11 protein-coding genes are annotated in these 14,384 nt (G+C 55.6%); 5 read left to right on the top strand and 6 right to left on the bottom strand.

Annotated elements, in window-relative coordinates; all coding sequences use genetic code 11:
- Positions 1–109 precede the first annotated feature (109 nt).
- Positions 110–1,501 (top strand): NAD-dependent malic enzyme, encoded by a 1,392-nt coding sequence (locus RRF56_RS18200; protein WP_317034579.1) that lies wholly within the window; start codon positions 110–112, stop codon positions 1,499–1,501.
- Positions 1,502–1,527: 26 nt separating this feature from the next.
- On the opposite strand, the gene RRF56_RS18195 is transcribed toward RRF56_RS18200, so the two are convergent.
- The 5 genes from RRF56_RS18195 to RRF56_RS18175 form a co-directional block, all read right to left on the bottom strand.
- Positions 1,528–2,001 (bottom strand): GNAT family N-acetyltransferase, encoded by a 474-nt coding sequence (locus RRF56_RS18195; protein ID WP_317034578.1) that lies wholly within the window; start codon positions 1,999–2,001, stop codon positions 1,528–1,530.
- 135 nt (positions 2,002–2,136) lie between these two features.
- Positions 2,137–3,600: a lipopolysaccharide biosynthesis protein gene (locus RRF56_RS18190; protein ID WP_317034577.1), complete on the bottom strand. Its 1,464-nt coding sequence runs from the start codon at positions 3,598–3,600 to the stop codon at positions 2,137–2,139.
- 51 nt (positions 3,601–3,651) lie between these two features.
- A complete protein-coding gene (locus RRF56_RS18185) occupies positions 3,652–4,575 on the bottom strand; it encodes a glycosyltransferase family 2 protein (RefSeq protein WP_317034576.1) in 924 nt (307 codons plus the stop codon).
- A 235-nt stretch (positions 4,576–4,810) separates the two neighbouring features.
- Entirely contained in the window at positions 4,811–6,034 is a 1,224-nt protein-coding gene (locus RRF56_RS18180) for an ABC transporter permease (RefSeq protein WP_317034575.1), read from the bottom strand.
- Between the two features lie 85 nt (positions 6,035–6,119).
- Entirely contained in the window at positions 6,120–7,457 is a 1,338-nt protein-coding gene (locus tag RRF56_RS18175; protein WP_317034574.1) for an efflux RND transporter periplasmic adaptor subunit, read from the bottom strand.
- Between the two features lie 276 nt (positions 7,458–7,733).
- Here RRF56_RS18175 and RRF56_RS18170 point away from each other — a divergent pair, with 276 nt between their 5' ends.
- The 3 genes from RRF56_RS18170 to RRF56_RS18160 all read left to right on the top strand — a co-directional run bounded on the left by RRF56_RS18170 (position 7,734) and on the right by RRF56_RS18160 (position 11,141).
- A complete protein-coding gene (locus RRF56_RS18170) occupies positions 7,734–8,834 on the top strand; it encodes a Gfo/Idh/MocA family oxidoreductase (protein ID WP_317034573.1) in 1,101 nt (366 codons plus the stop codon).
- 172 nt (positions 8,835–9,006) lie between these two features.
- Positions 9,007–9,804 (top strand): hypothetical protein, encoded by a 798-nt coding sequence (locus RRF56_RS18165; RefSeq protein WP_317034572.1) that lies wholly within the window; start codon positions 9,007–9,009, stop codon positions 9,802–9,804.
- Positions 9,805–10,028: 224 nt separating this feature from the next.
- Positions 10,029–11,141, top strand: coding sequence for a 4-hydroxyphenylpyruvate dioxygenase family protein (locus RRF56_RS18160; RefSeq protein ID WP_317034571.1), 1,113 nt, complete (start codon positions 10,029–10,031; stop codon positions 11,139–11,141).
- A 143-nt stretch (positions 11,142–11,284) separates the two neighbouring features.
- On the opposite strand, the gene RRF56_RS18155 is transcribed toward RRF56_RS18160, so the two are convergent.
- Positions 11,285–11,893, bottom strand: coding sequence for a CPP1-like family protein (locus RRF56_RS18155; RefSeq protein WP_317034570.1), 609 nt, complete (start codon positions 11,891–11,893; stop codon positions 11,285–11,287).
- Between the two features lie 304 nt (positions 11,894–12,197).
- Between RRF56_RS18155 and RRF56_RS18150 the strand changes: the two genes are divergently transcribed.
- On the top strand, positions 12,198–13,835 hold the full coding sequence (locus tag RRF56_RS18150; protein WP_317034569.1) for a sodium:proton antiporter: 1,638 nt from the start codon (positions 12,198–12,200) through the stop codon (positions 13,833–13,835).
- The last annotated feature ends 549 nt before the right edge of the window (positions 13,836–14,384 follow it).

The raw sequence follows: 14,384 nt of genomic DNA, 5'->3' as shown, positions 1-14,384 counted from the left end.
GAAACTCAATCGATCAGGAGACTCGGTCGCTTAAACTGAGTGATTAGTCTTTATTCTTCCCCCAAGACAGTATTTTTATTTCGCTGGCGCGATCGCCCAAAGGTTTTCCATGGCAACTCTTACTCCAAACCCCAGTTACAGTCTCAGTCTACGGCTCAAGCTACCCAACAAAACCGGTATGTTAGCCCGCGTTACTCAAGCGATCGCTGAGGCCGGCGGCAACCTGGGCGATTTTGAGCTAATTAGCCGCAGCCGCTACGATATGGTGCGGGTGTTGCATGTCGATGCCTCGGGCGAAGAGCATGTCGAAAATATCATTGCAGCGGTGAAAACCGTTGAAGAAATCGAAATTTTGGAGATCTGCGATCGCACCTTTGCGATCCACGAGGGCGGCAAGATCAGCGTCGAGAGCAAGCTAGAGCTGCATAGCCAAGATGACCTGGCCATGGCCTACACCCCCGGCGTTGGGCGAGTGTGTGTAGAGATCGCCGAGCACCCCGATCGCGTCTTTGACCTCACTATTAAGGGCAACACGGTAGCGATCGTCACCGATGGTAGCGCGGTATTGGGTCTAGGCAACCTTGGCCCCGCCGCCGCCCTGCCGGTGATGGAGGGCAAGGCGCTCCTGTTTAAGAAGTTTGCTGGTTTAGATGCGTTTCCCATCTGCCTCGACACTCAAGATACTGATGCGATCGTCACGGCGGTCAAGCAACTGGCTCCGGTGTTTGGTGGCGTAAATCTGGAAGATATCAGCGCCCCTCGCTGTTTTGAAATTGAGTCTCGGTTGCGCAAAGAGCTAGATATTCCTGTCTTCCATGACGACCAGCACGGCACCGCCATTGTTACCCTGGCGGCCCTAATCAACGCCCTCAAGCTGGTGAATAAGTCTCTCACCCAGGTCAAAGTAGTAATCAACGGGGCCGGAGCGGCAGGGGTGGCGATCGCCAAACTGCTGCAAAAGGCTGGGGCCGCTACCATTTTGCTGTGCGACTCAAAGGGCATTATTTCGACCAGCCGCGACGACTTAAACCCCCAAAAGCAGGAACTCGCTGTAGAAGAATCGGGCCTCTTAGCCGACGCGATGGTGGGAGCTGACATCTTTCTCGGTGTTAGCGCGCCAGGCGTGGTGAGCGTCGAGATGGTGGCCTCAATGGCAGCAGACCCCATTGTGTTTGCCATGGCTAACCCAATCCCCGAGATTCAACCGGAGCTGGTGACGGGCAAGGTAGCGGTGATGGCCACAGGCCGCAGCGACTACCCCAACCAGATCAACAATGTGCTGGCTTTCCCCGGTGTGCTGCGCGGCGCGCTAGATTGCCGGGCGCAGGAGATTACGCCCTCGATGTATTTAGAGGCGGCCTATGCGATCGCGGCCTTAGTCAACCCCCACGAACTCAACCGAGAGCACATTATTCCTTCAGTATTCGACGAGCGCGTAGCTGCCGCAGTCGCTTCGGCGGTTAAACATGCCGCCCGCGTCGATGGCGTCGCCAGAAAATGACCTTAGGGGCAGAGCCTGCTCTGCCCCTAAGGGGTTTCGGCCAGAACCCGCTCCATCAGGTAGCGACTAAATTGCACACCATTGTGCTCAACCACCTCGGTGTCGTATTGGCTAAAGCCAAACTTGGTGAACAGCCCCAGGCTAAACTCACTGGCCTCAGCGTAGAGTCGGGGAATCTGTTTTTCTTGGGCGTGGGTGAGCACTGCCTGCATCAGCAGTGAGCCAATGCCCTGGTGTAGGCAGTCGTGGCGCACGTAGGCAGAGGCCACATGGCCATCATCGCCAATGCCCGCAAAGCCCACCACGCCCGTCTCGTCTTCGGCTACATAGGTGGTAACAGCCAAAATAAATTGGTGAAAGCGAAGGCTCTCGGCCTCCACCGCTGCCCAGGCCGTGACTTGGTCGGGACTATAGTGCTGGGGGGCATTGGCCAGCACAGTCTTACGGTATAGCGCGGCCAGATTCGGCAAATCGGGTTCAATTGCGGTGCGCAGGTTCATGCTTGAGTGACTAGTTAACTAACAACGGTACAGCGGGGCGAAAGTCGTGGCGTTGTTCCCCAGGCGCTCTATCAGAGCCAAGCTTCAATGAACGGGCTGGCCCAGCCTGGATTTTGATGTCATAATCCAAGAGTTTCAGCTAGTGGGCGGATTAGACTTTGACACCACAACCTGCGCTATATCCATCAGCTGACCGAAGAGTTGTGGAGCCAGCAGCCGAATTAAAGCAACGTAGAAAGCTGCCCCAAAACCAGTGCTGACAACAATCAGGAAGAGGGGACCCAGAGCAGCACCAAGCATTGTTTTAAGCCCTAACATGGCCCCTGCCATAGCCAAAGCACAAATTAGAGGGGAGATAAAGACGCGGAGATACTTCCCTAAGCTGTCTTGAATGAGGTGGCACACCGCCCATTGGCCAATGGGGAAGACAAGATAGGCTCGAATAACTGACGCTGCAGCAACAGCAAAAATGCCCCACCGATAGGCAACGGCAAACGCCAATAAGTTCAGCACAACGTCGAGAACGCTGAGCCAAAACCACCAGGCAGGCTTCCCCATGGCAACAAATACTGACCCTTTGAAAAAGGTAATGGAGCGCAAAATACCGAGTAAAGCGAGTACCTGAATGAGTGGCACCGAAGGCAACCACTGTTCCCCAAACAAAATCCGCACCAGTTCTGGAGCCAGCACAGCCATGCCTAAGAAAGAGGGCAAAGCAATGGCACTAGTTACCTGAGTAGCCAGATAAAAGGCGCGGCGAAAGCGCTCGGGATCTTCTTGGAGACGAGAGAAGGTTGGTAACGCAACATCGCGGCTGGTCTGAACCAAAAGTTGGGTCATTGCGTACAGAACCCGATTAGCCACGCTGTAGAAGCCCAGATCAGCAGGGGTAAAAGCGTAGCCGACTAAGAAATCATTGGCGCGGGTGCTAAAGAAGTTTAGGTAATGAAAGCCCATGATGGGCATACCGACCCCAAAAAGATCGCGAAAATGGACCCTTGAGGCGCTTAGCCTCGGTCGCCAATCGCTGCACAGCCAGAGGGTGAGTGTACCAACCGCTTCATGGACAATTTGCTGGCCCACCAGACTCCATACACCTGCCCCCATCAGCGCCATAGTGATGCCGACCGCGCCTCCCACAACAGTAGCCATGAGCCAGCGAGCCGCGATCGCCCGGTACTCAAACTGACGTTCCAAAATTGACTGCTGCACCTTTCCTAGGGCAGAAATCACAAAAAGAATAGAAAACCATCGAAGAATAGGCGTAAGTGCAGGCTGCCCAAATAACCCGGCTATAGGTGTAGCGATAGAGACGCTAATAACGGCTAGAAACAGACCAATCGTTAAGTTAATCCAAAATGCGGTGTCAAGGTGTCCTGGCTCAAGGTTTTGCCGTTGAATAATTGCGTGGCCAAAGCCCTGCTCTGAAAACAACTGCATGAATGCCAAAAACACATTGGCTAAAGCCACTAACCCAAATGCTTCAGGTGACAGCAACCGTGCCAAAATAAAAAAAATCAACAGCGACCCAATCTGGCTTCCCCAATTTTGAATAGCAGACCAGGCAGCACCTCTAATAGCCTTATGCTTTATACTCATAGGGCTTTCAAAAAAATATTTAGAATAACAGTAAATTTCATAGACAATTGTTCAACCACGTTGTGAGGCTCCCCCGAATTTGAGACGAATCTTTTCTCCAGCACTAATAAAGCCCACATACAATCTAACGAGAGAAACTTTAAACTTATCCTGCCAGCATGTTAGGTCTGGACTGCGACAGGCCTTAATCACAAAATCTATTGGCGATGTAAGGTCGTCTAATAATAAGCGGGCAAACATTCTCTGCTTCTGAATAAATGAATCGTCTGGCTTAATCAGACGGTCGAATGCACCTCCAGACAACCGCACTGTACGCTTATGCAACTCACTAAGCGATCGCCGAGCAGGATGAAGCACCTGTACATCGGGGGCGTAGACCTGTGTGTAGCCAGCCTCAAACACACGTTGCCCCCACTCTAGATCGCCGTTTGACTTAAGGCGAATGTCAAAGGGTCCTACCTGATCAATCACCCGCCGCCAAGTCAAAACATTGGCGGTTGCTCCACCGTGAGAGTCTTGCAGAAGCAGCTCTTGCGAAAAAGCGGTCAAGCTTTCATATAGCTCTACAACCGTAGGATGCTGCGGGTCAGAAAAAAACAATCTAACATTACCAACGACCTGCCCACAGTTGGGAGTCTGACGCAGATGAAAAATACCGCGCTCTAGCCAGTCAACAGCAGGAATGCAATCAGCATCGGTAAAAGCAATAATCTCACCCTGGGCTAGGGAAAGACCATGATTACGAGCAGCATACGACCCGGGGATCAATTCATGGGCAAGAATTATATTTTTGTAGCCATTTAGAACATGTTTAAGCTGATCTAAATCATCGGATCCATTATCAACCACAATGATCTCGAAGCGCGATTTTTCATAGGTTTGTTGGCTCAAGGCCATCAAGCACTTGCCTAATCGTGCTGCATCATTAAAGATAGGAATGATGACTGATATAATGGGATTCATAGCATCTACCATGATGTTTGCCTCTATAGCTATTGAAAAATACAAGACTGAGCAAGCAGTCAGCAGACATCCTAAGTTGTATTCACAATTTATTTATAAAATTTATGCCGATCTAAAATGAAGAAAGGTAAGGGTCACAGGCTCCTGACTAACGGGACAGTCTTCCAAGAGCAATTGCCCTCACGGTACAGCGAATTCTGCCTTGAAGGTATTCTCTAGCCTAGATAGGGCTGCTTGCGTTTATTTTTTAGGCAGTTCTCAATGCCACAATGGGGTCGAGCTTGGCGGCCTGACGGGCAGGGAAAACGCCAAAGAACAGCCCAATACCACCAGAGATGGTCACCGTGACCACGATCGCACCCACCGAAAGGCCCGCCTCAAAGGGAGTGATTGCGCCAATTAGCAAAATGCCGCTGACGCCCAGGGCAGTGCCGATGATGCCTCCCGCGATCGACAGAATAATGGCCTCAATTAAAAACTGGCCTAAGATATCGCTCTGGGAGGCCCCGATCGCCTTGCGCAGGCCAATCTCCTGGGTGCGCTCGCGCACCGACACCAGCATGATATTCATAATGCCAATGCCGCCCACAAACAGAGAAATGCCCGCGATCGCGGCCAGCATCAGCGTTAGCGCTCCGGTAATGGTGTTGGCGATCGTCAGTAGCGAGTCTTGACTGCTGATGGAAAAGTCGTCTTCGTCGCGAATGTTGTGGCGCAGGCGCAGCAGGTTGGTGATCTGGAACTCGGCAGTAGCCATGCTGGCGCGATCGCGGGCCGACACCGTAATAAACGAAACGTCGATCCCGTAGGGCGATCGCTCGGCCCCGGCTAGTCGGTTGGCCTTCGTCGTCAGGGGCACTAAAACCGCATCGTCGTAATCGAGGCCCAGGTTAGATCCCTTTTTCTCGAGTACCCCCACCACATCAAAGGTAATGCCCCCTACCCGAATTTGTTGACCTAGGGCGGGTTGATCGTCAAACAGGCGCTCTCGCAGGGTGCCGCCAATCACCGCCACTTGGGCGCTACGAGACACATCTAAATCGCTGATAAACCGCCCGTTGGCGATCTCAAAGCTGCGCACGGTGAGAAAAGCGGGTGTGGTGCCTACCGCGTTGACGTTGGTATTGCGGTTGCGGAAGGTCACTAGCTGGCGACCACTCGATTCGGCGGCTACTCCCGTCACTGCTGGCACCTGCTGGGCGATCGCCTCTGCATCGGCCAGAACCAGGGTGCGCGGCACCTCTAGAGAACCCAGCTGCCGGGTCTCACGACTGCCTGGCACAATAAACAGCACATTTGGCCCCAGGGTTTCGAGCTCGGCGTTGACAAACCGCTGTGCCCCTTCCCCCAGACCCACCATCGTAATCACCGAAGCATTGCCGATGATAATGCCCAGCATGGTGAGGGCGCTACGTAGGCGGTTGGCGGCCAGGGTTTTAGTCGCCATGGTCAGGCTTTCTTGCAGATTCATGGGGCGAATAGGCTCAGAGAAATTACGCTGGGGAATGCACGCTGGGGAGTTTGGCCGAGAGGCTATCTAGCAGCCCGCCTCAGGGCTACCGATCTTGGCGGATGGTGATGTTTTCGAGGGAGCGACCGGGCGGCAAATCAATAAAAACGCGATCGCCCTCTCCCAGCCCATCGACGATTTGAATTTGGTTGCCTACCTGCGGTCCCAGGGTGACGGGTTGAAAGACAATATCGCGGTTGGCCCCCGGCACCAGCACGCCGCTTTGGCCCGCCTGGGTCACGACGGCTACCGTTGGCACAACAAGAGCATTGGCCAACTGATCGCCAATAAAGGCCACATTGACATTCATATTCGATCGCAAAATATCTTTGCCGTCGAGCAGCTCAATGCGCACCTGAAATAGCGTGACATTCTGACGGTCGATCGCCTCGGGCGCGACCAGTTTGACCCGCCCCTGAAAGGTTTGATCGGGGAAGGCATCGGCGACGACATTGACGGCTTGGCCCGCCGCAATCAGGCTGATATCGGCTTCGGGCACTTCGGCTAGCACCTCTAGGTCTTCGGCTAGGGCAACAATGGCCGTGGAGGTCGCCGAAGACAGGTCAGAGGCAGAGGTGGTTGGGGTGACGAAGGCTCCCTCGGTGGCAAATTTTTGAGTAACAATGCCGCCAAACGGAGCACGAATTAGGCTTTCATCCTGACGAATCTGGGCTCCGGCTAGCTGGGCACGGGCCTGGGCCAGGCGGGCTTCGGCCTGGGCGATCGCCTCGGGGCGGGGTAAGTTCCGCAGGTCATCGACCCGGCGCAGCGATTCGGTGACCCGGGCCTGGGCCTGTTCTACCGCCGCCTGGGCGCTGCGCTGTTCGCGGGCGGCATTGTCGAGATCAGTCGCCGCTACAGCTCCCCGGTCAAACAGCTGCTGACGGCGGGCCAAGTCACTGGTGGCGAGATCGAGCCGGGCCTGGGCATCGCGCACCTGGGCACGGTTAGCCGCGACGGTGGCTTCGGCCTGGGCGATTTCTTCCGGACGACTACCCCGACGCACATCGGCTAGGGCCGCTGCGGCTTCGGCCACGGCGGCCTGGTTTTGCTGTACTTGGGCAGCGGTGTCGCGGCTGTTCATGCGAGCAATAATTTGGCCGGGCTCAACCCGATCGCCCTGTTCGACAAACAGTTCTTCCAGAATGCCGGCATTCTCAGGGCTAAGGTTAACCGTCTGCACAGGCCGCACCGTGCCGCTGGCCGCTACCTGCACGGTCAGTGGTTCAATAGCCGCCGGGGTCGTAAAGGCTTCGACATCGTAGGCGCTTTGGCGGCTGCGCCACCCTAGCCCCGCTGCCCCGGCCACCAGGGTGGCGGCAGCTAGCCCCGCCAATAGCCAAACCAGGGGGCGACGCATCTTACCAATCAACGGAATCTGCATGGGAAAAGAAAGGTTGACTCCTGATGTCTAAAACCTGAGCAGCCCAGCCATAGCCGTTGTCAGTTCGGTTGCGCCAGGGATGAAATCTAACTGTTCAACCGTTTGAACGAATTTAGAGAGGCCTGATGGTTTAACCGATCTCCTCGCCACCGCGACGGCTGCCATCAATGGTCCACATTAAACTGCTCAGTTTAATTGTAGCGAGTGTAGATCGACCCTTACTCTGAAGAAGGGCACTGGTTTGTTAGGTTGCCTGTTACATATGGCGAGGTTGCTATGGCAGAAACTCCGGTTCAAGTGGCAGTGGTGGGCACTGGCTTTGGCCAAAAGGTCCATATCCCAGGGTTGCAGGCCCATCACCGCACGGCGGTGGTAGCGGTCTACCATCGCGATTTAGCTAAAGCCCAAACGATCGCCGCTGAGCATGCTATTGCCCATGCCTGTGACAGCATCGAGGCGATCGTGGCGCTGCCCGAAGTACAGGCCGTCACAGTAGCTACACCTCCGTTTCTGCACTACTCCCAAGCTAAAACCGTGCTGGAGGCGGGGAAGCACCTGCTGATAGAGAAGCCTACGACGCTCTCTGGAGCCGAGGCCGAGGAAATTGCCGCCCTAGCGCACAATCGCAACTTGGTAGCCACCATGGACTTTGAGTTTCGCTTTGTGCCCGCCTGGCAGCGCCTGGCCGAACTGCTGGCTGAGGGCTACGTGGGCAACCTCCGGTTCGTCAACATCACCTGGACGGTGCCGGGGCGGGCCGATCCCAGTCGCGCCTGGAACTGGTACTCGCGCCAAGACCAGGGGGGCGGTGCGCTAGGGGCCTTTGCGTCCCACAGCTTTGACTACATCACCTGGCTGTTTGGGCCGATCGAGCGTCTGTGCGCCCGCCTCAGCACCGCCATCCCCCAGCGCCCCGACGCTGCTGGCGTGCTCCAGCCTGTAGACGCCGACGACACCTGTAGCCTCATGCTCGACCTAGAGAACGGTGCCCCCTGCCAGGTGGCCATCAGCTCCGTCACCTACGCCGGACGGGGCCACTGGGTCGAGGTCTACGGCGACCAGGGCACCCTAGTGCTGGGCAGCGACAACCTCAGCGATTATGTCCACGGATTTCGCCTTTGGGGCAGCCAGGGGGGCGGCCCCTTGGCCGAACTGCCCATTCCCGATCGCCTTCAGTTTCCCACCACCTATAGCGATGGCCGCATTGCTCCCTTTGTGCGGGTGGTCAACCACTGGATCAGCGACATTGACCGAGGACAGGCCACTGCGCCCTCGATCTGGGATGGGGTGCGATCGCAGCACCTGATGGATTTAGCCCGCCAGTCTCACCACCAAAATACCTGGCTCGATGTGCCCAAGCAGCGATTTCAGGTATAGAAATGTTCTTAATTTAAACAACTAGGCACGCTTGACTTGCAGCTAAGGGGTATTCTCAGGGCACCCTTAGTCATAGAACCTCTCAGGGTGCTTAGCTAAAGGGTTTAGCATTTAACCTTCACTTAGACCTGTCTATCGTTTATTTTCTAGCTAACCGCCGCCTCGGTGATTCATGTCGTTTCAAAGATATCCGCTATCTACAGTTCAAAAAGTTAGCCAGTTTATTCGCGAAACCCTGGTACTGCCCCCCCACGAACAACAGCCGGGCACTATCGCTGTAGAGGCTGACGAGGATGGACCGCTGCCAGATTCTCTCAACGCCTTGGGAGACCTATTTCGGGTAGGCGATATGCCCGAAGATAACATTCCTGCCCCCAATGCTGAGGGGCGCTGGTTTGTCAGCACGATTGATCCTGCCGAAGCTCTGGCCAAGCTGCCGGGGCTATGGATTCGTCCAGGCATTCGCCTCGTTACCTATCTGCGGCAAGATTCCAACGGCGGTCTGGGGAATACAGTAGCCCTACCGGGGCTGCTCAGCACTACAGAATATCTCGAAGACGCCATTAGCAAAGTCACCGCTGACCAGCCTCCCGCCCCGATGGGCGCGCTCCCCAGCCTGATGGCTGGCATTGAAGGTGATGGCTCTCTGGCCTCGTTTCTAGCAGCCTCTATCTTTACTCGCGAAGTCCGCGAGTTTGGCCGCTTTAACCGCTACGCTCGGTGGACCCATCACCGCTTTGTGGCCGCTCCGCCCCCGCAAATTCCTTGGCAGTGGCGCACCAAAATCCCCGAAGACTTTTCCCCTAAGGTAGTGCTGCGTCAGGATGCGGAGGTGATTGTAGAGTTTTACTCCTGTCGGGTTCAAAAGCCGATTGCGCTCTTTCGCCACCTCGATCGCTATCCTCCCAACACCTACACGGCCAACAATCAAGATCAAGTGGTGGCCGTAGCCGGAACTGCGCCGAGCTAGGGCGGTGAGCCAGTGACACGGGGGCAACATCTGTAGGCGACTGGCCGTTGGGCTAGGGATTTATCCAGCTAAAACCAGCGTCGTAGATTAACCTCTGAAGGGAAGCGAACTTTCGAAACCCCGACGTCACTTCAGGAACTAAACGAAAATCTTCTTAGAGATAGGGCGTTAGCGGGGTGGTTTGTGCTCCAATAACAGCGAGACCAGCACGGTGACACAGCCCTATGGAGTTCAACCATCTGAGTTTCTATGTCGATGCGGTAGCCCCCTGGCGTGACTGGTTTGTCAACGCCTGGGGGGGAGTTTTGGTCACCCCAACGGCGAGTGACACCTCGGCGCCAACCCCTACGGACCAAGCGTTAGTCCTTGTGGGCCAAGTGCCGCTGCTGCTGCTGGCCAATCATCCGGTGGTCGCCTCTTACCTCAGCCAGCATCCGGCGGGCATTGGGGATGTTGCTCTGCGGGTGCGTGACCTTGACCAAACACTGGCTCGGGTTGTAGCCGCTGGGGGGACTGTAGCGCAGCCCAGCCAAGCCGATGCCTGGGGTCGGGGGCGCTGGGCGCAGATTCAAGGCTGGGGATCGCTGCGTCATACCCTCGTTGAGTCGTGGCAGACGGCGGTTTGGGTACCCGCGATCGCCCCTAGTCTTCTCCCAACCGCCTCGCCGATGGTCAGCACGATTTCTGCCATTGACCACGCCGTGGTCAACGTCCCCGCTGGCGAACTCTCCCAGGCCGTGGACTGGTACCAGCGCCAACTGGGATTTTGTCCGCAGCAACAGTTTGTAATCGATACGCCTCGCTCAGGGCTGCGCAGCCAGGTATTGGCTCACCCCGAGGGCAATGCCCAACTGCCCATTAACGAACCGGCCACGGCCAATTCCCAGGTGCAAGAATTTCTCAATTTCAATCAGGGCAGCGGTATTCAGCATGTGGCCCTGCACACCGACGACATTGTTTGTACCGTAGAGCATCTACGGGCGGGGGGGGTAAGCTTTTTGTCGGTGCCCCCGAGCTACTACGAGGCTCTGCGACAGCGTCCCGGCTACTGGCTCACTGGCGACACACCGTCATCGTGGCTGCGCCAGCGCGAGGCCGCCATTGCCCAACTGCAAATTTTGGTTGACTGGGACCCCCATCTGCCCCAGGCCCGCCTGCTGCAAACCTTTACCCAACCCTTTTTGAATATTCCTACCGTATTTTTTGAGTTGATTCAGCGGCAGGTAGTGTGGGCCAATGGCGACGAAACTCGAGCCCAAGGGTTTGGGGAACGCAATTTTCAGGCGTTATTTGAGGCGATCGAGCGTGAGCAGATGAAGCGGGGCAGTTTGGCCTAAGGGCGTCTTCTACCAAATCCTGCTTGGTTACCCCCGATTCGAAACCGATACCTCGTAGGGAGGATTGCACTGCAATGCTCCTACACTCCCACGGTTTTGCCTGTTGAGAATCGGGGGTAACAAATTTGACGGCCAACCGGCAACTAGCGGAGGAAGCTACTGATTGTCCATAGCGATAGGCAGGTGACTGCTGCCGCTATGGCATCGGGACTGGCCCAGGCAAACTGTGCTCCCTGGGGAATTAGCAATTGCCCCACGGTGAGGCCCAAAGCCAAACCAGCAGCCAGACCACCAATGGTGAGCAGCACCGATCGCCAGAATTTGTTCTCTTTGCGGTTGAGGAAGTAGATTGCCGCCCCAATGGCTACTGCCAGAGAGAGCGAGGGGGCCGCAAACCCGAGCAATGCCAGGCCACCATAGGTGACAGCAGGCCAAAGAATGTCGTCGCGGCTGGGGGTATCGACCAAACCGCTGAGCCAGTCAGGGCGGGGGAGGGATGGGGTGGCCTTACTGGGCGGGGGTGTCTCCGGGACATTTTCAGCAAACCGAATGCGATCGGGCACTTTGATTTTGCCCTCTTGGCGCAGGCGCAGGCGCTCCATCAAAATGGCGTCGTAGGCGGCTTCGACGGCGGCTTGCTGCTTTGGTTCTTCGACATACTGATCGACCAGGCGATCGCGGGCCGCCTGAATTTCTTCAAAGGTTGAGGCCTCAGTCAGCCCCAACAGTTCGTACGAATTTTGGTCGCTCATCTGCAAAACTCCACAGCCCCCAGACGACTTGAGAACAACAGCCAGTCCACACTACACCAGCTAAGGCCAACTTACCGCCCTAAGTTAGCCAATGATCTCTGTCAATCACTGACAGCGATCGCATTTAGATCCAGTGTAACCAGCCACCCCGGAAATAGGAAATACTCGCTGCGCCGGTTAGCCCTAAGGCCCATCTTACGGTGTGACTCGATCCACAGCCACCCTATGCAATTTTTGTTTGCGTCGTGCGCAGGCCAAGTTCTCCCCCTAGGATGGAAAATAGTTTTGGCGTTTGACTGGCCCCATGGGTATAACTCCGACAAGGCTTTGGTGGCTAGCCCAGCTGCCTGCGGGGGGAGACCCTGCCGCCGCCCTCACCGCTTCGAGTAGCAACGTCACGGGCTTGGTCAATACCCTGATTGTGCTGCTGCTGGTGGCTACGGTAGTCGCCCTGATCACCCGTCGGTTGCGCATTCCCTATGTTGTAGGGCTGGTGCTGGCGGGGCTTACCCTGACCAAATCCCTGTTGCCCCAGGCGGTAGGGCTCAACCCAGAGATCATTCTCAACCTGTTCTTGCCGATCTTGATCTTTGAGGCGGCCATCAATACCGACATCAGCCGGCTGCGGAGCACCATTAAGCCCATTGCTCTGCTGGCTGGGCCGGGAGTGGTGCTGGCGGCGGTAATTACGGCCACGCTGCTGCATCTGGGCCTGGGCCTGGCGATCATTACCGCCGCCGCCATTGGCGTGATCTTGACGATTACCGATACCGTCTCGGTGATTGCAGCCTTTAGGAGCGTGCCAGTGCCGCCGAGGCTGGCCACCATCGTAGAAGGCGAAAGCCTGTTCAACGACGGTATTGCGCTGGTGTTGCTGGGGATGATCACCACCCTTCACCTCCAGGGGGCATTCACGGTTTGGGAGGGGTTGCAGCAGGTGATTATTGCCTTTGTCGGGGGCGGGGTGCTGGGGCTGGGGCTGGGCTATCTGTGCGTCGGCCTCTTTCAGCAGCTTGACGATGCCCTCAGCAATATTTTGCTGACGGTAGCGGTGTCTCTAGGCACGTTTCAAATTGGTCAGGGGTTGGGGGTTTCTAGTGCGATCGCTGTTGTCATCGCCGGACTGGTAATTGGCGATCTGGGCTTTCGCCACACCTCGGCGTCAACCAAGGTCACCCTGCTCAACTTTTGGGAATACGCTGGCTTTGGGGTCAACACCTTTATCTTTTTGCTCGTCGGCCTGGAGGTCGATCCTGGAGTATTGCAACAGACTATCCCGGCGGCACTGTTTGCCATTGTGGCGTACCAGGTGGGCCGGATCTTCGCCATTTACCCGCTGCTGTTTTTGCTGCGCTTTTTCGATCGCCCCCTTCCCCTACGCTGGCAGCATGTGCTGATCTTGGGCAACATCAAAGGGTCGCTATCGATGGCTCTGGCCCTGAGTTTACCCCTCAATCTCCCAGGGCGACCGCAGGTAGTGGCCCTGGTCTTTAGCACCGTCCTGGTGTCACTGGTGGGCCAGGGGCTGAGCCTACCAGTGCTCGTCAAACGATTGCGGCTTACCGCCCCATCGCCCACTAGGCAGCGCATGGAAACCCTACAGATGAACATAATCGCAGCCAAAGCAGCCCAGCAAGAACTAGCCACCCTGCTACAGTCGGGCAGTCTGCCCAAGAACCTCTACGAAGAGCTGTTTGCTGCCTACCAGGCCCAGATTGCCACCGCCGATCGCGACCTACGAGACCTCTACAACCGTCGCAACCTCAGTGACCTCACTCGCCTTGAAGACCAGAGCAGCCTAGATGGTCTGCGCCGCCGCCTCTATCTAGCCGAGAAGGGGGCCGTCAACGATGCCCTTCGCAAAGGACTCCTGTCCGAGGACATCAGCCAAGCCTATGTCAGAGTTCTCAACGAAAAGCTGCTGTCTCTTAAGGACGATTAAAGAGAGACGGGTGGGGTCAGGCTCTGGGTTTCAGGTCACGGGAATAGTTGGCCAACTTATACCGCAGAGTACTAGTACCCCCTGATAGAAAACTTAAACAAAGTAAACGGAACTCAACGGCGTCTCCATATGGTCGAAGCCTGCTTGTGGCAAAGAAATATAGATAGGCCGTCAGGCTATTTGATGACTGATTCCATACGTAAGTAAACCAATCACATCATCAACAACAGACTTGCGAGACTAGGTATACCCGTCACAAGAATGTCACTTTCCTAAATTAAGATTGCCTATCTAAATGAATGAAAGAATCGAATCATTCTTTAAAGTTTGTAAATTTTTGGCTTCAAGAAATCTCTTCACTCCTGAATCTATTTGCGCTTAAATGCTGATTACTTTGGCTAGTGTGTATGTGAATAATGATTTATATCTGCATCACTGAATTCAATGAAAGATCGCCTTAAGGTGTTTTGATCGGTTCTGGCTCGATGCGGTTTCTTATGCCGTTTATCTAAACTCGAGATCTTTATTGCTCTATATCTCACTGCAAAT

Origin of the sequence: Nodosilinea sp. E11 (genome assembly GCF_032813545.1) — a bacterium.
Classification (GTDB): Bacteria; Cyanobacteriota; Cyanobacteriia; order Phormidesmidales; family Phormidesmidaceae; genus Nodosilinea.
This window is presented reverse-complemented; position numbering and strand designations above follow the sequence as displayed.